General features: G+C 74.3%; 22 protein-coding genes. 15 read left to right on the plus strand and 7 right to left on the minus strand.

The annotated features are described in order from the left end of the window. Positions 1 to 30: 30 nt before the first annotated feature. The 3 genes from FHX75_RS27700 to FHX75_RS27710 are packed head-to-tail and all read right to left on the minus strand — an operon-like array spanning position 31 to position 1,157. Positions 31 to 441, minus strand: coding sequence for a PLD nuclease N-terminal domain-containing protein (locus tag FHX75_RS27700; protein ID WP_154943299.1), 411 nt, complete (start codon positions 439 to 441; stop codon positions 31 to 33). A 27-nt stretch (positions 442 to 468) separates the two neighbouring features. Beyond that, on the minus strand, positions 469 to 768 hold the full coding sequence (locus FHX75_RS27705; protein WP_154943300.1) for a DUF202 domain-containing protein: 300 nt from the start codon (positions 766 to 768) through the stop codon (positions 469 to 471). Beyond that, positions 765 to 1,157 carry a YidH family protein gene (locus FHX75_RS27710; protein ID WP_154943301.1) on the minus strand — a complete coding sequence of 131 codons (393 nt, stop codon included), beginning with the start codon at positions 1,155 to 1,157 and terminating at the stop codon, positions 765 to 767. Before FHX75_RS27710 ends, FHX75_RS27705 begins: the two co-directional genes overlap by 4 nt. 40 nt (positions 1,158 to 1,197) lie before the next feature. Between FHX75_RS27710 and FHX75_RS27715 the strand changes: the two genes are divergently transcribed. Both FHX75_RS27715 and FHX75_RS27720 read left to right on the plus strand, forming a co-directional pair. After that, positions 1,198 to 1,995: a GNAT family N-acetyltransferase gene (locus tag FHX75_RS27715; protein WP_154943302.1), complete on the plus strand. Its 798-nt coding sequence runs from the start codon at positions 1,198 to 1,200 to the stop codon at positions 1,993 to 1,995. A gap of 2 nt (positions 1,996 to 1,997) precedes the next feature. Continuing rightward, on the plus strand, positions 1,998 to 2,405 hold the full coding sequence (locus FHX75_RS27720; protein ID WP_154943303.1) for a hypothetical protein: 408 nt from the start codon (positions 1,998 to 2,000) through the stop codon (positions 2,403 to 2,405). A gap of 3 nt (positions 2,406 to 2,408) precedes the next feature. Here FHX75_RS27720 and FHX75_RS27725 read toward each other — a convergent pair whose 3' ends face one another. Further along, positions 2,409 to 2,618 (minus strand): hypothetical protein, encoded by a 210-nt coding sequence (locus tag FHX75_RS27725; RefSeq protein WP_154943304.1) that lies wholly within the window; start codon positions 2,616 to 2,618, stop codon positions 2,409 to 2,411. A gap of 218 nt (positions 2,619 to 2,836) precedes the next feature. Here FHX75_RS27725 and FHX75_RS27730 point away from each other — a divergent pair, with 218 nt between their 5' ends. Next, positions 2,837 to 3,616 (plus strand): electron transfer flavoprotein subunit beta/FixA family protein, encoded by a 780-nt coding sequence (locus tag FHX75_RS27730; protein ID WP_154943305.1) that lies wholly within the window; start codon positions 2,837 to 2,839, stop codon positions 3,614 to 3,616. A gap of 11 nt (positions 3,617 to 3,627) precedes the next feature. Next, positions 3,628 to 4,587 (plus strand): electron transfer flavoprotein subunit alpha/FixB family protein, encoded by a 960-nt coding sequence (locus FHX75_RS27735; protein ID WP_154943306.1) that lies wholly within the window; start codon positions 3,628 to 3,630, stop codon positions 4,585 to 4,587. 162 nt (positions 4,588 to 4,749) lie between these two features. Here FHX75_RS27735 and FHX75_RS27740 read toward each other — a convergent pair whose 3' ends face one another. Then, complete coding sequence (locus FHX75_RS27740) at positions 4,750 to 5,517, minus strand: anti-sigma factor (RefSeq protein ID WP_154943307.1); 768 nt, start codon at positions 5,515 to 5,517, stop codon at positions 4,750 to 4,752. Beyond that, entirely contained in the window at positions 5,471 to 6,076 is a 606-nt protein-coding gene (locus tag FHX75_RS27745) for an RNA polymerase sigma factor (protein WP_154943308.1), read from the minus strand. The genes FHX75_RS27740 and FHX75_RS27745 overlap by 47 nt, the downstream gene beginning before the upstream one ends. 240 nt (positions 6,077 to 6,316) lie before the next feature. On the opposite strand from FHX75_RS27745, the gene FHX75_RS27750 reads away from it, so the two are divergent. The 7 genes from FHX75_RS27750 (at position 6,317) to FHX75_RS27780 (ending at position 12,990) form a co-directional block, all read left to right on the plus strand. Further along, positions 6,317 to 7,147 (plus strand): DUF4397 domain-containing protein, encoded by an 831-nt coding sequence (locus tag FHX75_RS27750; protein WP_154943309.1) that lies wholly within the window; start codon positions 6,317 to 6,319, stop codon positions 7,145 to 7,147. Further along, positions 7,144 to 7,806 carry a class F sortase gene (locus tag FHX75_RS27755; protein ID WP_154943310.1) on the plus strand — a complete coding sequence of 221 codons (663 nt, stop codon included), beginning with the start codon at positions 7,144 to 7,146 and terminating at the stop codon, positions 7,804 to 7,806. The genes FHX75_RS27750 and FHX75_RS27755 overlap by 4 nt, the downstream gene beginning before the upstream one ends. 198 nt (positions 7,807 to 8,004) lie before the next feature. Beyond that, the gene (locus FHX75_RS27760) at positions 8,005 to 9,180 is read left to right on the plus strand and encodes a cysteine desulfurase family protein (RefSeq protein ID WP_154943311.1); all 1,176 of its coding nucleotides are present in this window, start codon (positions 8,005 to 8,007) and stop codon (positions 9,178 to 9,180) included. Between the two features lie 225 nt (positions 9,181 to 9,405). After that, positions 9,406 to 10,479 carry a tRNA 2-thiouridine(34) synthase MnmA gene (gene mnmA / locus FHX75_RS27765; protein WP_154943312.1) on the plus strand — a complete coding sequence of 358 codons (1,074 nt, stop codon included), beginning with the start codon at positions 9,406 to 9,408 and terminating at the stop codon, positions 10,477 to 10,479. Between the two features lie 50 nt (positions 10,480 to 10,529). Further along, complete coding sequence (locus FHX75_RS27770) at positions 10,530 to 11,534, plus strand: methionine synthase (RefSeq protein WP_154943313.1); 1,005 nt, start codon at positions 10,530 to 10,532, stop codon at positions 11,532 to 11,534. Between the two features lie 36 nt (positions 11,535 to 11,570). After that, the gene (locus FHX75_RS27775) at positions 11,571 to 11,939 is read left to right on the plus strand and encodes a VOC family protein (RefSeq protein ID WP_211364620.1); all 369 of its coding nucleotides are present in this window, start codon (positions 11,571 to 11,573) and stop codon (positions 11,937 to 11,939) included. 37 nt (positions 11,940 to 11,976) lie between these two features. Then, entirely contained in the window at positions 11,977 to 12,990 is a 1,014-nt protein-coding gene (locus FHX75_RS27780) for an ADP-ribosylglycohydrolase family protein (protein WP_154943315.1), read from the plus strand. 56 nt (positions 12,991 to 13,046) lie between these two features. On the opposite strand, the gene FHX75_RS27785 is transcribed toward FHX75_RS27780, so the two are convergent. Beyond that, positions 13,047 to 13,550: a type II toxin-antitoxin system PemK/MazF family toxin gene (locus FHX75_RS27785; protein WP_154943316.1), complete on the minus strand. Its 504-nt coding sequence runs from the start codon at positions 13,548 to 13,550 to the stop codon at positions 13,047 to 13,049. Between the two features lie 184 nt (positions 13,551 to 13,734). Between FHX75_RS27785 and ligA the strand changes: the two genes are divergently transcribed. From ligA to gatA, 4 genes are all read left to right on the plus strand, one after another. Continuing rightward, positions 13,735 to 15,870: an NAD-dependent DNA ligase LigA gene (gene ligA / locus FHX75_RS27790; protein ID WP_154943317.1), complete on the plus strand. Its 2,136-nt coding sequence runs from the start codon at positions 13,735 to 13,737 to the stop codon at positions 15,868 to 15,870. Positions 15,871 to 16,022: 152 nt separating this feature from the next. Then, the gene (locus FHX75_RS27795; RefSeq protein ID WP_154943318.1) at positions 16,023 to 18,407 is read left to right on the plus strand and encodes a putative bifunctional diguanylate cyclase/phosphodiesterase; all 2,385 of its coding nucleotides are present in this window, start codon (positions 16,023 to 16,025) and stop codon (positions 18,405 to 18,407) included. A gap of 215 nt (positions 18,408 to 18,622) precedes the next feature. After that, positions 18,623 to 18,928 carry an Asp-tRNA(Asn)/Glu-tRNA(Gln) amidotransferase subunit GatC gene (gene gatC / locus FHX75_RS27800; RefSeq protein WP_088963593.1) on the plus strand — a complete coding sequence of 102 codons (306 nt, stop codon included), beginning with the start codon at positions 18,623 to 18,625 and terminating at the stop codon, positions 18,926 to 18,928. Positions 18,929 to 19,004: 76 nt separating this feature from the next. Beyond that, entirely contained in the window at positions 19,005 to 20,480 is a 1,476-nt protein-coding gene (gene gatA / locus FHX75_RS27805; RefSeq protein ID WP_154943319.1) for an Asp-tRNA(Asn)/Glu-tRNA(Gln) amidotransferase subunit GatA, read from the plus strand. Positions 20,481 to 20,485 lie beyond the last annotated feature (5 nt).

Below are 20,485 nucleotides of genomic sequence, written 5' to 3' on the forward strand. Positions count from 1 at the left end.
CGTCACCGCGGATGCGCGAGCAGGATCCGCCTAGACCTCCGGGCGGTCCTCCTCGCGCGGCGGGTCGCCCTCGCGGTGGCGCAGGTCGTCCTCGCGCCGGCGCAGGTCCTCCTCCCAGCGGCGGAACAGCTCCTCGTCGTTGCGACGGGAGCGTTCGGCGATGGAATCGAGGAACTCCGGGTCGTCGTCGGGCGCGACCGGTCGGCGCCGGTCCCGTCCGGTGGGGGCGGGGCCGGCCGGGCCGGGCCGGGCGGGGGTGGCCTTGCGGCCGGCGAGGAACCAGGCGATCGAGCCGACCAGCGGGAAGAACAGGATGATCAGCACCCACGCGATGCGGGGCAGCGCGCGGATGTTCCCCTCGTCGGCGGAGAGGCAGCTGATCAGGGCGCAGACGGCCAGGACGATCTGGACCGCGAAGAGCAGGAGAGACAACCGGGCCATGCCCCCATGATGGCGCACCGCGGCCCGTCACCACATCCCGCGTAGGACCAGCGCCACGGCGAGCAGCGCCAGCACGGCGGTGGCCAGGGCGACCGAGGGCAGGGCCGGCGAGCCGACCGGGAGCGGCCCGCTGCCCGCGACCCGGCGCCAGCAGGCCACCAGCGCCCCGGCCCAGACCAGCACCACGGCTGCGGCGAGCAGCGCGCCGGGCACGTCCCCGGTGAGGGCGACCCGGACCGCCAGCACGGCCACCACGGTGAGGGCCAGGGCGGTGCGCCGCCAGGCCAGCCGGGTGCGCTCCGGTTGCCGCCCCGGGTCGCCGGTCACCGGCCGCCGACCCCCCTCGCCAGCACCGCGAAGACCAGCAGCAGCGCGCCCAGCCCGACGATCAGGGCGAGCACGGCGGGGAATCGGGAGGCCGGCAGCTCCTCGCCGAGCCGGATGGCCCGTTCGGTACGCGCCCAGTGGTCCACCGCCCGCACCGCCACGGCGCCGCCGAGCAGCAGCAGCGCGACCGCGATGGCCTCGCGCAGATGGTGCACCGGCGTCGGTGGCAGGAACTGGGCGGCGGCCAGCCCGCCGGCGATCAGCGCCAGCCCGGTGCGCAGCCAGGCCAGGAAGGTGCGTTCGTTGGCCAGCGAGAAGCGGTAGTCGGGCGCGGTGCCGACCGACCTGAGCTCCGACGGGTCGAACCACCGCCTGATCGCCTGCCACACGGGCCGATTATCCGCTTTGTACCGGGCATAGCCTGGACGGATGACCGATCTTGAGCCTGGCGCGCTGCGCGCCGCGTACGACAGCCAGATCCGCCCGGAGATCCCGGACCCGGTGCCGGCCGGGGTGACCGTCGAACGGGACGGCCCGCTGGTCCGGATCCTCGGCCTCGACCACGGCGGCTTCCTCACCTACCGGACGCTCGACGGGTTGGCCGGCGCGGAGCTGGACGCGCTGATCGCCCGACAGGTCGAGCTGTTCCGGCAGCGGGGCGAGTCGGTGGAGTGGAAGCTGAACGCCCACGACGAGCCCGCCGACCTGGCCGACCGGCTGCGCGCCGCCGGGTTCGTGCCGGAGGACCGGGAGACCGTCCTGATCGGGCCGGTCGCGCCGCTGGCCGGCGCCGTCCCGGTGCTGCCCGAGGGGGTACGCCTGCGCGAGGTCACCTCCCGGGCGGACCTGGAGCGGATCGCCGCGATGGAGCAGGAGGTGTGGCAGGCCGACCGCAGCCACCTGGTGACCGGGCTGGAGAAGGAGATCGCCGCCGACCCGCAGTCGATCACCGTGGTGGTGGCCGAGGCGGGGGAGCGGGTGGTCAGCGCCGGCTGGGTCCGCTACCTAACGAACACCGGCTTCGCCAGCCTGTGGGGCGGCTCGACGTTGGAGCAGTGGCGGCACCGGGGCATCTACCGGGCGCTGGTGGCGTACCGGGCGCGCCTGGCGGACCAGCGGGGCAAGGCGTTGCTCCAGGTGGACGCCTCGGAGGACAGCCGGCCGATCCTTGAGCGGCTCGGCTTCGTACCGGTCACCACGACCACCCCGTACGTCTACACTCCGTGATGATGGAGCAGCGGCTGACGGACGACGAGCGGCTCACCCTCAAGACCGGCGCGTTCGGCGCGGTCTTCCTGGTGTCGAACGCCGATGCGGGCATGTTCGCCATGATCCGGGAGAGCATCGCCGCGTCCGGGGCGCTCGACGGCGCCAGCGGGGTGGTGAAGGAGGCGCTCACCACCGGACCGCTGCCCAGGTTGCCCCGGGACTCCGCGCTGGAGGTCGAGTCGGTGGTGCTGCCGGCGCTCGGCCGGGCGGTCGACATCCTGCGGGAGAAATCGCCGCAGGACCTGGCCGCGTACCGGGACGTGGTGCTGGCGGCGGCCGACCGGGTAGCCCGGGCACACCGGGGGGTCGCACCGGCCGAGGCGGCCGTGATCGAACGGATCAGGGGAGCCCTCGCCGAGCCGGCGTGACCGCTAGCCGTTCGCCGGGGGCGGCCCGACCGCCGGGTCGCCGCCGGGCGCGGTCCAGACGGTGTGCACGGTGTCGCGGACGCAGAGGTCACGGACCCGGCCGCACGCGCACCGGTACGCCTCCGGCGCCGCCGGGCGGCCGCAGCGCTCCGGCGCGCGGTCGCCGCCGGTCGTCGTCGCGCCGACCGGACGCCCCGCATCCTGTCCCGACATGTCGTGACACCTCCCGGTTTGTGAGTCTAGCCGGGCCCGCGACTCCGGTGAGCTGTGTCACTCTGAGTGCCCAGGAAGCCGAAGCTACTGGCAGGTAACATTGCGCCGTGGGCAACTGCACAAGCGCCCGCGGTTGACCGGGCGTCAACGGACGCGCGAGGCTGCGCCCGTGACCGGGCGAGCGATCGCCACACCAACAGGAGGGTCGTCGAAACGCGATGAACATCGTCGTACTCGTCAAGCAGGTGCCCGATTCGGGCGCGGACCGCAACCTGCGTCCTGACGACAACACCGTCGACCGCGGTTCGGCGAACAACGTCATCAACGAGATGGACGAGTACGCCATCGAAGAGGCGTTGAAGATCAAGGAGGCGCACGGCGGCGAGGTCACCATCCTGACCATGGGTCCGGACCGGGCGACCGAGTCGATCCGCAAGGCGCTCTCCATGGGCCCGGACAAGGCCGTGCACGTGGTGGACGACGCCCTGCACGGGTCCTGCGCCGTGGCCACCTCGAAGGTGCTCGCCGCCGCCCTCGGTCAGCTCAACGCCGACCTGGTCATCTGCGGTGCCGAGTCCACCGACGGCCGGGTCCAGGTCATGCCGCACATGATCGCCGAGCGGCTGGGCGTCGCGGCGCTGACCGGCGCCCGCAAGCTCACCGTCGACGGCGCCACGCTGACCGTCGAGCGGCAGACCGAGGAGGGCTACGAGGTGGTCACCGCCTCGACCCCGGCCGTGGTCTCCGTCTGGGACACCATCAACGAGCCGCGCTACCCGTCCTTCAAGGGCATCATGGCCGCCAAGAAGAAGCCGGTGCAGACGCTCTCCCTGGGTGACCTCGGCGTCGCCCCGACCGAGGTGGGCTTCGATGGCGCGACCAGCGCCGTGCTGGAGCACACCAAGCGCCCGCCGCGTTCCGGCGGCGCCAAGATCACCGACGAGGGCGAGGGCGGCGTCAAGCTGGTCGAGTTCCTCGCCACCGAGAAGTTCGTGTGAGAGGTCTGGACATGTCTGAGGTTCTCGTCGTCGTCGAAGCCACCCGGGAATTCGGCGTCAAGAAGGTCACCCTGGAGATGCTCACCCTCGCCCGCGAGCTGGGCACCCCGAGCGCGGTGGTGCTCGGTGGCGCCGGCGCCGCCGAGGCGCTGAGCGCCAAGCTGGGCGAGTACGGCGCGGAGAAGATCTACGCCGCCGAGAGCGAGGAGATCGACGGCTACCTGGTGGCCCCGAAGGCCACCGTGCTGGCCGAGCTGGTCAAGCGGGTGCAGCCGGCCGCCGTGCTGCTCGCCTCCGCGCAGGAGGGCAAGGAGATCGCCGCCCGCCTCGCCGTCAAGCTCGACAACGGCATCCTGACCGACGTGGTCGGCCTGGCCGCCGACGGCACCGCGACCCAGGTCGCCTTCGCCGGCTCCACCATCGTCAAGTCCAAGGTCACCAAGGGCCTGCCGCTGGTCACCGTCCGGCCGAACTCGGTCAACCCGACCCCGGCGGCGGCCACCCCGGCCGTCGAGCAGCTCACGGTGGCGGTCACCGACACCGACAAGCTGGCCAAGGTCGTCGACCGGGTCGCCGAGCAGAAGGGCTCCCGCCCCGAGCTGACCGAGGCCGGCATCGTGGTCTCCGGTGGTCGTGGTGTCGGCAACGCCGACAACTTCAAGCTGGTCGAGGAGCTGGCCGACCTGCTGGGCGGCGCCGTCGGCGCGTCCCGCGCGGCGGTCGACTCCGGCTTCTACCCGCACCAGTTCCAGGTGGGCCAGACCGGCAAGACCGTCTCCCCGCAGCTCTACGTCGCGCTGGGCATCTCCGGCGCGATCCAGCACCGGGCCGGCATGCAGACCTCGAAGACGATCGTCGCCGTGAACAAGGACGGCGAGGCCCCGATCTTCGAGCTGGCCGACTTCGGCGTGGTGGGCGACCTGTTCAAGGTCGTGCCGCAGGCCGCCGAGGAGATCCGCAAGCGCAAGTGACGCCACTCCGGGGCGCCGCACGACCGGCGCCCCGGCCGGTCGCCGCTACGAAAAGAGTGGCCATCCTCGCGGATGGCCACTCTTTTCCGTCTGCGCTGCCGTTCCCGTCGCGGTGGGAAAGGGAGCTGATCGGCGGGCCGGGGAGCTGAGCCGGCCCGCCGATCAGCCCGTCAGGGTGCCCCTCAGCAAACTGTCGCCGGAGTGGGCGGGCTTGTTGTCGTACTGCTCGGCGGAGACGTCGACAACCGAGTATGCCTGAAGATCGACATTTGGTGGTAACGAGAGCAGCGCATCCCCCGACGGGTCGCGCAGCACACCGATCGAGAACATCTCCATGTTGGTCGGGTTGATCAGCCAGACCTCGTAATACCCCGGAACGTCCGGGAGATTCGCGACGTGCAGGTGCAGTCGGCCGTCGGTGAAGATCCGGGCGTCGCCGTTGGCGTCCTTCGGCGTCCTCCCGTACGCGGACAGCGGCGCGCTCGCCAGGACGGCCTGCTGCGGCGCCCGATCCGGCCTCCGGTCGGTGGCGTCCAGCACGGCGAGGGTGCCGACCACGCCGAGCACGGCGGCGGCGGTGGCCGTCACGACGGTCGTCGCCCAGCGCGGCCAGCCCCGACGCCGGCCGGCGCGGCCCCGGTCCGACACCGCGGGCGCGCCCGGGGGCGGCTGCTGCCGGCGAGCCTCGGTCAGCGAGGGCAGCGCCCGGGCGGCGCCGATCTCGGCGACGATGCCCTGCCAGACGTGCTCGGGCGGGTCGGGCAGGTCGCGCAGTCCCTCGGTGTCGGCGCCGAGGCCGGCGACGTGCCGAAGATCCTCCAGCTCGCCCCGGCAGGTGGCGCAGGTGCCGAGGTGGTCGGTCTCGCCGTTGTCCGCCTCGCTCTCACCGAGCGCCAGGAAGACCAGCCGGTCGTGGGCCAGGTGCTGCACCGTCCACCTCCCATCTGCGTTTCAAGCTCGCCATGCCCCGTCGGATGTGACTCTTGACCGTGCCCAGCGGCACCCCGGTCACCGTCGCTATCTGCTGGTGTGTCAGGTCGTCGTAGAACGCCAACTCCAGCATGCGTCGCTGGTCGTCCGGCAGGCGGGCCAGCTCGTCGGCGACCACCAGCCGGTCGACCACCGTATCCAGGTCGGGGCCGGTGGCGGCCGGTTCGGGCAGTTGCCGCACCGTCTCCACCACCCGGGTCTCCCGCGCGGAGGCGCGCAGCCGGTCGATCACCTTGCGCCGCCCGATCCCGAGCAGCCAGCCGATCAACGAGCCCTTCGTCGGGTCGAAGGTCTCCCGTCCGAGCCACGCCGCCACGAAGGTGGCCTGGGTGACGTCCTCCGCGTCGCTGCGGTTGGCCAGCGTGCTGGTGGCCAGGTGGAGCACCGCCCGGCCGTACCGGTCGTACGCCTCCCGCAGGGCGGTCTCGTCGCCCGCGCGGAAGCGGTCCGCCAGGTCGTCCTGCGCTGGGGGGTCCGGCTCCGGTCGTACCGCCGTCACCGAACGGTTCGCCTTCCGTGGGGCATGCCCGACTGTAACTCCCACAGCCCTCGCCCCACTTTCCCGCTGCCTGTGTGCCGAGTCATCTCACCTGCTCTTCGTTCCCGGGGCGGGTTCCGGATGCGGGGCGGGCCGAGAAAAAGAAATCGAATCCGGCTGCATCCGGCGGTCCGGACGGCGGCGTAACCCGTTCTGCACGCCAGTCCTGACGATTCAGCACCAAGCACCAGGAGGCAGACAATGCAGCTCTCGATCTTCCGTCGGGTCGCCGCGGGTGGCGCGGTCGCCGCGCTGACGTTCGCCGGCGTCGGCGCCGTCACCATGAGCCCCGCCCACGCCGCCTCGTCCAAGGTCTCCGTCGTGCACGGGATCCCGGACACCCCGGTCGACGTGTACGTCAACGGCAAGAAGACGCTGGACAACTTCAAGCCCGGCGACGTGGCCGGCCCGCTGAGCCTGGCGGAGGGCGCGTACGACATCGCCCTGACCAAGCCGGGCGAGGCGATCGACAAGGCGATCCTCAGCGTCGACGACGCCGAGGTCCCGGGCGGGGCGAACATCAGCCTCGCCGCACACCTCGACGCGGCCGGCAAGCCGAAGATCACCCCGTTCGTCAACGACACGTCGAAGGTGGACGCCGGCAAGGCCCGGCTGATCGTCCGGCACACCGCGGCCGCCCCGGCCGTCGACGTGCGGGCCGGTGGCACCCCGGTCTTCGAGGACCTGACCAACCCGAACGAGGCCAAGGGCGACGTCGACGCCGGCACGGTGCAGGCGGACGTGGTGCTCGCCGGCACCGACACCGTGGCCATCGGCCCGGCGGACCTGACCCTCAAGGAGGGCACCGCCACGATCGTCTACGCGATCGGCTCGGCCGAGGCCAAGAACCTCGACCTGGTCGCCCAGACCATCACCGGGCTGCACTCGGTGCCGGGCGGCGTGCCCAGCGGCACCGGCGGCCAGGCCGGCACCGGCGTGGACACCTGGTGGTACGTGCTGGCCGGCGCCGGCGCGCTGCTGCTGGTCGGCGGCGGGGCGCGGGTGGCCACCGCCCGGACCGGTCGCAAGTGACGGTGCGCCACCGCGGGGCGCTGGCGGCCATGGCCGCCGGCGTCGCCGCGCTCACCGTCGCCGCCCTGGTGGCGTGCGGCTCGCAGCCGGCCGAGGACGTCGGCGCCGACGAGGCGGCGGCCCTGGCCACCGCCACCCCCGCCCCGCCGGCCACCGCCGCCGACGCCTCGGTGCCGGTCACCTCGGGTGAGCTGCCCGCCGGCGGGGAAACCGTCCCGCCGGCGAAGCTGAGCATCCCGGGGATCGGCGTGACCGCCACCGTCGACCCGGTCGGCATCAACAAGCGCACCGACGAGTTCGAGGTGCCGCCGAGCGTCGACCGGGTCGGCTGGTACCGCTACGGCCCCGGCCTGGAGGCCGAGGCGGGGTCGGTGGTGATCGCCGGGCACGTGGACAGCGCCGAGCAGGGTAAGGGGGCGTTCTTCCGGCTGCGCGAGCTGGACCGCGACGACGCCCTCACCGTCACCGGCGCCGACGGGAAGCAGCGGGCGTACCGGGTGGTCGCCCGCGAGGAGTACGCCAAGACGAAGATCCCGCTGGAGCGGTACTTCGCCCGGGACGGCAGACCGCGGCTGACGCTGATCACCTGCGGCGGCCCGTTCGACCCGAAGACCCGGCACTACCGGGACAACATCGTCGTCACCGCCGTACCGGCCTGAGTCGTGACACAGCTGGACCCGTCACCCGCCGGTCCGGCCGCCCGGGTGGGGCCCTCGTGCGGCGTCCGGTCCGGCGCGGACCCCGCCGGGCCGGCCCACCGGGGTGGGGGAGGGCGCTCTCCCCGCCCCGGCGCCGGGCCCGGCCCCCGGTGGTCCGGCGTCCGGCGGGACGGCTGCAGGCCGTTAGGCTGAGCGGTGATGGCATACCTGGATCACGCGGCGACGACCCCGATGCTCGACGAGGCGTTGGAGGCGTACGTCGCCACCGCGCGCGAGGTCGGCAACGCGTCGTCGCTGCACGCGGCGGGCCGGCGCGCCCGGCGACGGGTGGAGGAGTCGCGGGAACGGGTCGCCGCCGCGCTGGGCGCCCGCCCCTCCGAGGTCGTCTTCACCGGCGGCGGCACGGAGAGCGACAACCTCGCCGTCAAGGGCGTCTTCTGGGCCCGCCGCGCCGCCGACCCGGGCCGGGTCCGGGTGGTCTCCAGCGCGGTCGAGCACCACGCGGTGCTCGACGCGGTGGACTGGCTGGCCGACCACGAGGGCGCCGAGGTGGGCTGGTTGCCGGTGGATGCGGCCGGCCGGCTGGACCCGGACCGGCTCCGCGCCGAGCTGGCCGCGCACGCCGACCGGGTCTCCGTGGTGACCGCGATGTGGGCCAACAACGAGGTCGGCACCGTGCAGCCGGTGGCCGAGCTGGCCGCGGTGGCCGCCGCGCACGGGGTGCCGTTCCACACCGACGCGATCCAGGCGGTCGGTCAGGTGCCGGTGGACTTCGCCGCCAGCGGCGTCTCGGCGCTCACCGTCACCGGGCACAAGCTCGGCGGCCCGACCGGGGTCGGTGCCCTGCTGCTGGCCCGCGACGTGCCGGCCACCCCGCTGCTGCACGGCGGGGGCCAGGAGCGCGACGTCCGCTCCGGCACGCTCGACACCGCCGGCATCGTGGCCTTCGCGGTCGCCGTCGAGACCGCGGTGAAGGGCCAGCAGGAGTACGCCGTACGGGTGGCCGCGCTCCGCGACGACCTGGTCCGGCGGGTCCGTGAGGCGGTGCCCGAGGTGATCTTCAACGGCGACCCGACCGACCGGCTGCCCGGCAACGCGCACTTCTCCTTCCCCGGCTGCGAGGGGGACGCGCTGCTGCTCCTGCTCGACGCCCAGGGCATCGCCTGCTCCACCGGCTCGGCCTGCTCCGCCGGGGTGGCCCAGCCCTCGCACGTGCTGCTCGCGATGGGCGCCGACGACGACCGGGCCCGCTCCTCGCTGCGCTTCACCCTCGGCCACACCAGCACCCCTGCCGACGTGGACGCCCTGATCGCCGCCCTCCCGGCGGCCGTCGACCGGGCCCGCCGCGCGGCCGCCCTGCGTACCCTCCGCTGACCCGCCGCTGACCCGCGCCTCCCGCCCGGGCTCGGCGCGGTCCGCCGGCGCTACCGGCGTCTGCCGCCGGCCCCGACGGTCGGCGGGGTGATGCTTCGCCCGGTTCGTCCCGGCCGTCGGTGCCCGAACGCGCGGCTGGCGGTGACCGGCGGCGCAGCCGGGGTGGCGGGGTTGGGGACGGCGGCGCGGGGGCGGATAGGGTCGTGGGGTGAGGGAGGTGTCACGGTGAGGGTTCTGGCGGCGATGTCGGGCGGGGTGGACTCCGCCGTCGCGGCGGCGCGCGCCGTGGAGGCGGGGCACGACGTGACCGGGGTGCACCTGGCGCTGGCCCGCAACCCGCAGACCTACCGCACCGGGGCGCGCGGCTGCTGCACCCTGGAGGACTCTCGGGACGCGCGGCGGGCCGCCGACGTGATCGGCATCCCGTTCTACGTCTGGGACATGGCCGAGCGGTTCCACGCCGACGTGGTGGACGACTTCGTCGCCGAGTACGCGGCCGGCCGTACCCCGAATCCCTGCCTGCGCTGCAACGAGAAGATCAAGTTCGCGGCGGTGCTGGACCGGGCGGTGGCCCTGGGCTTCGACGCGGTGGTCACCGGCCACCACGCCCGGCTCGGCGCGGACGGCCTGCTGCGCCGCAGCGTCGACCTCGCCAAGGACCAGTCGTACGTGCTCGCCGTGCTGACCCGGGAGCAGCTCGACCGGTCCCTCTTCCCGCTCGGCGACTCCACCAAGGCACAGGTCCGCGAGGAGGCGGCGCGGCGCGGGCTGGCGGTGGCCGACAAGCCGGACTCGCACGACATCTGCTTCATCGCCGACGGCGACACCCGCGGCTTCCTCGCCGGCCGGCTCGGCGAGGCGCCCGGCGACGTGGTCGACGCGCTCACCGGCACGGTGGTGGGCAGCCACACCGGCGCGTACGCGTACACCGTCGGGCAGCGGCGCGGCCTGCACCTGGACCGGCCCGCCCCGGACGGCCGCCCCCGCTACGTGCTCTCCATCACCCCGAAGACCAACACGGTGACCGTCGGCCCGGCCGAGGCGTTGGACGTCTCCCGGGTGCGGGCCACCCGTCCCGTCTGGACCGGCGGCGAGCGACCGACCGCACCGGTCGAGTGCGAGGTGCAGCTGCGCGCCCACGGTGACGTGGTCCCCGCCACCGTGGAGCTGGCCGACGACGGGCTCCGCGCCGAGCTGCGCCGCCCGGTGCGCGGGGTGGCCGCCGGGCAGGCGATCGTCGCGTACCGGCCGGACCCGGCCGGCGACGTGGTGCTCGGCTCGGCCACCATCACCGACTGACCGCTGCCGTCCGCCTCCGGCCGGCCACGCCGAGCGGCTACCCTTCGGCCGTGACTGATCAGCCTTGGCCCTGGCCCGCGGGGGCAGCAACCGGCATCGGTTCGCTGCCCGGCACCGACATCGCCGAAGCGCAGCGGGTCGTCCTCGGCGAGCTGCCCGCCCTACCCCACCTGCCCGAACTGCCCGCCCGTGGACCGGGCGCCGACCTCATCGGCCGCACCGGCGGGTTGCTGGTGGAGCTGCCGGTCGAGCTCTACGCGGCCCGCTGGCGGATCGCGTTGCGTCCCGGCCGGGACCTGCGCCGGGCCCGGGACCTGATGGAACGCGACCTCGACCAGCTCGCCGAGCAGGCCGAGGGGTACACCGGGCCGGTGAAGATCCAGGCGGCCGGACCGTTCACCCTGGCGGCCTCGCTGGAGCTGCCGATCGGCGGGCGGCTGCTGCGTGACCCGGGCGCGGTGCGCGACCTGGCCGGTTCCCTGGCCGAGGGGTTGCGGCTGCACGTCGAGGCGGTGGCCCGCCGGCTGCCCGGGGCGTCGGTGCTGCTCCAGCTCGACGAGCCGTCCCTGCCGGTGGTGCTCGCCGGACGGGTGCCCACCGAGAGCGGCTTCGGCGCCCACCGGCCGGTCGGGTCCGAGGTGGCCCGCGACCTGCTGCGCACCGTGATCGAGGCGGCCGGGGTGCCGACCGTGGTGCACTGCTGCGCGCCGGACGTGCCGCTGGAGCTGATCCGCACGGCCGGGGCGGTCGCCGTGGCGCTGGACCTTGGCCTGATCACCGACCTGGACCCGCTCGGCGAGGCGCTCGACGCCGGGCTCGGGCTGTTCGCCGGCGCCGCGCCCACCCAGCCGCCGTCCGCCGGTCGCGCGCCGACCTCGGCCGAGGTCGCCGACCGGGTACGCGTGCTCTGGGACCGCCTCGGCTTCCCGCGCCGGCAGCTCGCCGAGCAGGTGGTGGTCACCCCGGCCTGCGGCCTGGCCAACGCCACCCCGGGGTACGCCCGGGCGGTGCTGGCCGCCTGCCGGGACGCCGGCCGGCGACTGCACGAGGAGTGAGGTTTTCCGTCGTACCCGGTGGGCAGGATGGCCGTCATGATTGGACAGCTGCGTTCCACGGTGATCGACTGCCCGGATCCCCGGGCCCTGGCCGGCTTCTACGCCGAGCTGCTCGGCCTGCCGCTGGTGGAGGAGAACTCCGACGGCGACGACTGGGTGGTGCTCGGCGGCTCGCCGGGGCACCAGCCGCGGCTCGCCTTCCAGAAGGCGCTCAACCTGCGGGCCCCGGCCTGGCCGGACCCGGAGCGGCCCCAGCAGTTCCACCTCGACGTCACCGTCGACGACATCGAGGCGGCGGAGAAGGCGGTGCTCGCCCTCGGCGCGCGGCGGCTGCCGGGCGAGGGGGACGGCTGGCGGGTCTACGCCGACCCGTCCGGTCACCCGTTCTGCCTCTGCTGGGACTGAGCCGGCGGCGGCCGGCCGGGGGTTGCGGCCGGGCGGCATGATCGCGGGCGTGATCGACTCCTCGCCCCGCCGTGCCTCCGGTTCGCTCTTCGGCCTCGCCTACGGCGACGCCCTCGGCAAGCCGACCGAGTTCCTGACCGTCGCCGAGATCACCCGTCGCTACGGCCCGGGCGGCCCGCGTGCGCTGGTCGGCGATCCGGCGCTGGTCACCGACGACACGCAGATGGCCCTGGCCGTGGCGTGGGCGCTGCACGACGCGTCCGCGTACACCCCGGAGGTGGTCGAGCCGCTGCTGCGGCAGCGCTTCGGCGAGTGGGCGGTCAGTCCGGACAACAACCGCGCCCCGGGTATGACCTGCCTGCGGGCCTGCGCCGAGCTGGGTCGTGGGCTGCGCTGGCAGGAGGCGACCGTGGCCGACTCGAAGGGCTGCGGCGCGAACATGCGGGTCACCCCGGTCGGGCTGCTCGACGTCGACCTGGACACCCTGGCCGGGCTGGCCCAGCTCCAGGCCGGTCTCACCCACGGTCATCCGACCGGCCTGGCGGCCAGCGAGCTGACCGCGTACGCGGTGTGGCTGCTGCGCGGCGGCGCGGGCCTGGCCGACCTGCCCGGCCTGCTGATCGCGCGGGCGGGGGAGCAGCGGCGGGTCTACCGCGCCGACTGGCTCGGCGACCTGTGGCAGCGGTGCGGCGCGACGTCCCCGGAGCAGTTCGTCGCCCGGGGCTGGGACGAGTGCCGGCAGGTGCTGGACCGGCTGGTCGCCGCGCTGGGCCGACCCGACGACGGCGGCGACCCGTGCCGGGACACCGGCGAGGGGTGGATCGCCGAGGAGGCCCTGGCCACGGCCCTGCTCTGCGCGCTGCGCCACCCCGACGACCCGGTCGCCGCGATCGCCCGGGGCGCGACCACCGCCGGCGACTCCGACTCGATCGCCGCCCTGGCCGGCGCCTTCGTCGGCGCCGCCCACGGCATGGCCGCCTGGCCGCAGGACTGGTCCACCCGGATCGAGTACGCCGACCAGCTCACCACCCTCGCCACCCGCTGGGACTGACCGGGCGGCCAGGATCGACCACCGCGGTCAACCTCATGGTCGACGCGGTGGGTGGGTCAGGTCGGGAGGTGGGGGAGGGACCGGAGGCGGTGCCAGAGGGACTGGTCGCAGGTGCCGGCGCGGTGGGTGAAGGCGCTGCTCGGAACGTGGACCGACTCGGCCAGGTCGAGCCAACTGTCGTGGTCGGCGTCGGGGTCCCACTCCCGGGTGGGGATGCGGACGTGGTCGTCGCGGTTGCTCTTGTCCTGACTGGTGATCTTCAGTACGTCGGCGCCCCGGTCGTCGGCGCGGAGCACCAGGCAGGGGCGCACCTTCGAGCCGGTCCCGTCGTGGAACGGGACGTCGGCCCACCAGATCTCGCCCGGCCGGGGCGTACCCGTCGGGGTGCGCGGGCGGGGCGGCGCGGTGGGGCGGGCCCGGTCGCGCGGCGGCGTGCCCCGCTCGGGCCGGGTGCGTTCGCCCCCCGCCGGGCGGCCGCCGCGCCGTCGCCACTCGTTCCAGGCCCAACCGGCGGCCACGGCCAGCACGACCAGCACCGCCCACCACACCCACTCGGGCATTATCACCCCTGCCTCTCCGGCGCCGATGCCGCCGACGTCCGGCGATCGTCGCACGGTCGGCGGGTCGCCGCCCGTCGGGCGCGGCGGGGGTGGCGGGGGTGGCGGGGGATTGTCCCACCGGCCCGATACGGTGCGGAGGTAGCGTGATCACGGGGAGATCCCACTGGTGTCCGGAGGCGGCAGGGTGTCCGAAGAAGCGATCCCTCAGCAGGTCAGCCCCGCGCAGGAGGCGGCGGCCGGCGGCGAGCCGACCCCCGAGGCGCGGGAACGGCACGCCACGCTGAGCCAGGAGCTCACCGAACACCAGTACCGCTACTACGTCCTCGACGCGCCGACCATCTCCGACGCCGAGTTCGACCGGCGGCTGCGCGAGCTGGAGGCGCTGGAGGCCGAGTTCCCGGCGCTGCGCAGCCCCGAGTCGCCCACCCAGCGGGTCGGCGGCACCTTCTCCACCGACTTCACCCCGGTCACCCACGCCGAGCGGATGCTCTCCCTCGACAACGCCTTCGCCGACGAGGAGCTGGCCGCCTGGGCCGAGCGGGTCGAGCGGGACGCCGGCGGCCCGGTTCCCTACCTCTGCGAGCTGAAGGTCGACGGCCTGGCCATCAACCTCACCTACGAGAAGGGCCGCCTGGTCCGGGCCGCCACCCGGGGCGACGGGCGGACCGGCGAGGACGTGACGGCCAACGTCCGCAGCATCCGCGACGTGCCCGGCCGGCTGACCCCGTCCGACGAGTTCGGCGACCTGCCCGAGCTGCTGGAGGTGCGCGGCGAGATCTACTTCCCGGTGGCCGCCTTCGCCGACCTCAACGCCGGCCTGGTCGAGCAGGGCAAGGCCCCGTTCGCCAACCCGCGCAACGCCGCCGCCGGCAGCCTGCGGCAGAAGGACCCCCGGATCACCGCCTCCCGGCCGCTGCGCCTGGTGGTGCACGGCATCGGCGCCCGGCGCGGTTTCCGGCCCACCGCCCAGTCCGAGTCGTACGCGGCGCTGAAGGCGTGGGGCCTGCCGACCAGCGACCGCTGGCGGGTGGTGCCCGACCTGGCTGGCGTGGCGGACTACATCGCCTACTACGCCGAGCACCGGCACGACGTCGAGCACGAGATCGACGGCGTGGTGGTGAAGGTCGACCCGGTCTCCATCCAGGGCCGGCTCGGCTCGACCAGCCGGGCGCCACGCTGGGCGATCGCCTTCAAGTACCCGCCGGAGGAGGTGACCACCAAGCTGCTCGACATCGACGTCAACGTCGGGCGCACCGGGCGGGTCACCCCGTTCGCCGTGCTCGAACCGGTGCGGGTGGCCGGCTCCACGGTCGCCCTGGCGACCCTGCACAACGCCCGCGAGGTCGAGCGCAAGGGGGTGCTGATCGGCGACACGGTGGTGCTGCGCAAGGCCGGCGACGTGATCCCCGAGGTGCTCGGCCCGGTGGTCGACCTGCGGCCCGCCGACGCCCGCCCGTTCGTCATGCCCACCACCTGCCCGGCCTGCGGCACCCCGCTGGCGCCGGCCAAGGAGGGCGACGTCGACATCCGCTGCCCCAACAGCCGCAGTTGCCCGGCGCAGCTGCGCGAGCGGGTGTTCCACCTGGCCGGGCGGGGCGCCTTCGACATCGAGGTGCTCGGCTACAAGGGCGCCGCCGCGCTGCTCGACGCCGAGATCATCACCGACGAGGGTGACCTGTTCCAGCTCGACGCCGAGCAGCTCGCCCGCTCGCCGTTCTTCGTCAACAAGGACGGCACCCTCGGCAGCAACGCCACCAAGCTGCTGGACAACCTCGCCGTCGCCCGTGAGCGCGACCTGTGGCGGGTGCTGGTCGCGCTCTCCATCCGGCACGTCGGCCCCACCGCCGCGCAGGCCCTCGCCCGGCACTTCCGCTCGATCGAGGCGATCGACGCGGCCAGCGAGGAGGAACTCTCCTCGGTGGACGGTGTCGGCCCGACCATCGCCGCCAGCATCAAGGAATGGTTCGCCGTCGACTGGCACCGCGAGGTCGTGCAGAAGTGGGCCCGGGCCGGCGTACGGATGGCCGAGGAGGCCGGCGAGGAGGGGCCACGCCCGCTGGAGGGCGTCACCGTGGTGGTGACCGGCACCCTCGCCGGGTTCAGCCGGGACCAGGCCTCCGAGGCGATCCAGAGCCTCGGTGGCAAGGTCAGCGGCTCGGTCTCCAAGAAGACCGGCTTCGTGGTGGTCGGCGACAACCCCGGTTCCAAGGCCGACAAGGCGGCCAGCCTCAAGGTGCCGGTCCTCGACGAGGACGGTTTCCGGGTGCTGCTCGACCGGGGGCCGGACGCGGCCCGGGAGGTCGCCCGCGTCGAGGGGTGAACGCGCGGCGGGGATCTTGGGGTCGTATACCAACTTAATTACGACTACGACCGATTCGTGACTGTCGCCTCGGGCCACGGCCACTCAGGGCGTTTCATTGGGGCACGGTGCGCGACCGGCGCGCGCTGTGGACCGCATGCCCGGGAGGTGCGATGGAGACCGCCGACCCCCGCAACTCCATCCCACCCGGGCGGGAGGCGCGGTTCGCCGGCTTCGTCGCCGCGGTGGTCGGGCTGGCGCTGCTGGTCTCCGTCCTGCCGCTGATCGGGCTTCCCGACCGCCTGCCCCGGCTGCCGGCGGCGTTCTGGGCGATGGCGGCGCTCGCCGTCGCCTGTGACGCGCGGCCCTTCGTCCCGCCGGGCCGGCGGCACACCTCGGCCGTCTTCCCGTCCACCTGCTTCACCTTCGCGATCCTGCTCGGCTGGGGGCTGGGCCCGGCCGTGGCGGTGCAGGCCGTCGCGGTCGCCGTCTCCGGCTGGCGGCTGCGCCACGCCCTCTGGCGGACCACCTTCAACGCCGCCCAGTACGCCTGCGCGCTCGGCGCCGCGTACCTGGTGCTCCGGCTCGGGCCGGGTGGACTCTTCGACGGCGGCCGGCTGGGCTGGACGGACGTGGCCGCCGTCGGTGGCGCCACCCTCACCTGGTTCGCCGTCAACTACGGCCTGGTCAGCGGTGCGCTGCGGCTGCGCTTCGGCGGCCGGTGGTGGCCGAGCGTGCGCCAGGCGCTGCCGTACGAGCTGCTCTCCACCGGCTCGCTGCTGCTGCTCGCCCCGGTGCTGGTCACCGCCGCCCGGGCCAGCGCCGCGCTGATCCCGCTGGTGCTGGTGCCGCTCTTCGCCGTCTACCGGATGTCCCGGCTCTCCACCGAGCAGGAACACCTCGCCGCGCTGGACCCGCTCACCGGCCTGCCCAACCGCAAGGCGCTGCTCGCCGAGGTGGCCGAGCAGGTGCACCTGCACGCCGAGCGGGTCGCCAAGGGCGACCGGGACGCCCACCTGGCGCTGCTCCTGATCGACCTGGACCGGTTCAAGAACGTCAACGACGCGCTCGGCCACGCCGTCGGCGACCGGCTGCTGGTCGAGGTGAGCGCCCGGCTGGTGGACGTCGTCGGCGGCCGGGACATGCTGGCCCGCCTCGGCGGGGACGAGTTCGCCATCGTCGCCGGCCGGCTCGACGGCGTCGACGAGGCCCGCGAGCTGGCCGACCGGGTGGTCACGGCGCTCACCGAACCGGTGTCGCTGGACGGGCTGCCGCTGGACGTCGGCGCCTCGATCGGCATCGCGCTCTTCCCCGAGCACGGCGAGGACTTCGCCACCCTGATGCGCCACGCCGACGTGGCGATGTACGACGCCAAGCACCGCAACGACACCGTCGCCGTCTACGCCGCCGAGTCGGACCACAACTCGGCCGAGCGTCTGGGGCTCCTGGCCGACCTGCGCCGCGTACTCGAGGCGGGGCCGCCCGCCGGGCGCACCGTGCGGGGCGGCGACGGCGCCGCGCTGCCCGCCCGGCTCGCCGCCGGGACGGACGCCGCGGGCACCGACGGCGCCGGGACGAACGGCGCGGGCGGGCGGTGGTGGCCCCGGCGCCGGCGTACGCGAATCGCGGTGGACGGCTCCGACGAGCTGCTGAACCAGATCCTGACCGGCGCCGACCCGACCCGCCGCCGCGCCGGGCAGCCCGCCGCCGAGCCCGAGCCGCCCGAGCTGCCGGCCGTTCCCGCCCCGGCGGAACGGGCCGAGGATGCGGCGGCCGACGTCGGCGTCATCACGATGTACTACCAACCGCAGATCGCCATCGCGACCGGCGAGGTCGTCGGGGTGGAGGCGCTGCTGCGCTGGCGGCACCCGCGCCGGGGCATGGTGGACCCGGAGGAGCTGATCCGGGTCGCCGAGCAGAGCGCGGTGATGCGGCTGCTCACCCAGCGGGTGGTCGACGACGTGGTGGAACAGCTGGCCAAGTGGTCGGCGGCCGGCATCCACCTGCGGGCGGCGCTCAACGTCAGCGTCCGCGACCTGCACACCGGCGAGATCGCCGACCGGATCGCCGACCGGCTGGCCGCCTTCGGGGTGGCCCCCGAACGCCTGCAACTGGAGATCACCGAGGGCGCGCTGATGGCCGACCCCCGCCGGGTGCTCACCACCATCTCCCGGCTGCACCGGATCGGGGTGGCCATCTCCCTGGACGACTTCGGCACCGGGTACTCGTCGTTGCAGCACCTGCGCCGGCTGCCGCTGGCCGAGGTGAAGGTGGACCGCTCGTTCGTCCTCGGGATGGCCGACGACGCCGACGACGCCGCGATCGTCCGGTCGATGATCGAGCTGGCCGGCGCGCTCGGCCTGCGGGTGGTCGCCGAGGGCGTGGAGGACGAGCGCACCTGGCGGATGCTGCACGCGGCCGGCTGCGACGTGGCGCAGGGCTGGTTCCACGCCCGGCCGATGCCGGCCGACGAGCTGGTGACCTGGCTGGCCCGGTACCGGCCGGTGCACCCGACCGGCGGCCCGGACGCCGAGGCGCCCCGCCGCCCCACCCGCTGACTTCGCCGTGGCGGGCCGACCGCCGGGACGGCCGTGGCGGGCCGACCGGCCGAGCCGGCGCAGGCGACGGACCGTCCCGCCGGGCGGCCGCAGGGGGAGTCGGAGGCGTCGGCGTGACCGCAGGACAATAGACTCGCTCCGGTCACCGCGCGTCATCTCCGATCGCGCGGCCGGCACACCGCAGACGCAGCAGGACAGCCACGAAGGGGGCACCGATGGCCGCCATCTCCCGCGAGGAGGTCGCGCACCTGGCGCGACTGTCGCGGCTCGCCGTCACCGAGGAGGAGTTGGACGTCTTCGCCGGCCAGCTCGACGTGATCCTCCAGTCGGTGGCCCAGGTCGGTGAGGTCGCCGCGGCGGACATCCCGCCGACCTCCCACTCGGTGCCGCTGACCAACGTGCTCCGCGAGGACGTGGTGACGCCGTGCCTGACCCCGGAGGAGGCGCTGTCCGGCGCGCCGGACGCCGACCAGCAGCGGTTCCGCGTCCCGCGGATCCTGGACGAGGATGTGGCCTCATGAGCGAGCGCAGCGAGCGAATCATCAGGCTCAGTGCGATGGTGCCTCATGACGGCACGGAGCGAAGCGGAGTGCCGGCATGAGTGACCTGACGAAGCTGACCGCGACGGAGATCGCCGGTCTCGTCGCCAGCGGGGAGACCTCCGCCGTCGAGGTGACGCAGGCCCACCTGGGCCGGATCGCCGCCGTCGACGACCGGGTGCACGCCTTCCTGCACGTCGACACCGAGGGCGCGCTGGCCGCCGCCCGCGCGGTCGACGAGCGTCGGGCCGCCGGTGAGGAGCTGGGACCGCTGGCCGGCGTGCCGGTCGCCGTCAAGGACGTGCTCACCACCAAGGGCGTGCCGACCACCGTCGGGTCGAAGATCCTCGAGGGGTGGCGCCCGCCGTACGACGCGACGATCGTGCAGCGGCTGCGCGCCGCCGGCACGGTGATGCTCGGCAAGACCAACATGGACGAGTTCGCGATGGGCTCCTCCACCGAGTACTCCGCGTACGGCCCGACCCACAACCCGTGGGACCTGGACCGGATCCCGGGCGGCTCCGGTGGCGGCAGCGCCGCCGCGCTGGCCGCGTACGAGGCGCCGCTGGCGATCGGTTCGGACACCGGCGGCTCGATCCGCCAGCCCGGCGCGGTCACCGGCACCGTCGGCGCGAAGCCCACCTACGGCGGCACCTCCCGCTACGGCCTGGTGGCGTTCTCCTCGTCGCTGGACACCCCCGGCCCGTGTGCCCGTACGGTGCTCGACGCCGCGCTGCTGCACCAGGTGATCGGCGGGCACGACCCGCGCGACTCGACCTCCATCCCGGCCCCGGTGCCGGACGTGGTGGCCGCCGCGAAGCTCGGCGCCACCGGCGACCTGACCGGCGTGAAGCTCGGCATCGTCACCGAGTTCACCGGCGAGGGCGCGGAGCCGGGCGTGATGGCCGCCTTCCGCGAGTCGGTCGACACCCTGGCCAAGCTGGGCGCCGAGATCGTCGAGGTGTCCTGCCCGCACTTCCGGTACGCGCTGCCGGCGTACTACCTGATCGCGCCCAGCGAGTGCTCCTCCAACCTGGCCCGGTTCGACGGCGTCCGGTTCGGCCTGCGGGTCGGCGACGACGGCAACCGGTCGCTGGAGGAGGTCATGTCGCTGACCCGGGAGGCCGGCTTCGGCGCCGAGGTCAAGCGGCGCATCATGATCGGCACGTACGCCCTCTCCTCGGGCTACTACGACGCCTACTACGGCCAGGCGCAGAAGGTCCGCACCCTGATCACCCGGGACTTCACCGCGGCCTTCGAGCGGGTCGACGCGCTGATCTCGCCGACCACCCCGTTCGTGGCGTTCCCGATCGGCGCGCGCACCTCGGACCCCTACCAGATGTACCTGGCGGACCTGTTCACCATCCCGACCAACCTGTACGGCGGCCCGGGCATCTCGGTGCCCTGCGGCCTCTCCGACGGGCTCCCCGTCGGCCTGCAGGTGATGGCCCCGACGATGGCCGACGACCGGATGTACCGGGTCGCCGCCGCGCTGGAGTCCGTGGTCGGCACGTTCACCCCACCGGCGCTGTGAGGCAG

This window comes from Micromonospora palomenae (genome assembly GCF_007829925.1).
GTDB classification, from domain to species: domain Bacteria; phylum Actinomycetota; class Actinomycetes; order Mycobacteriales; family Micromonosporaceae; genus Micromonospora; species Micromonospora purpureochromogenes.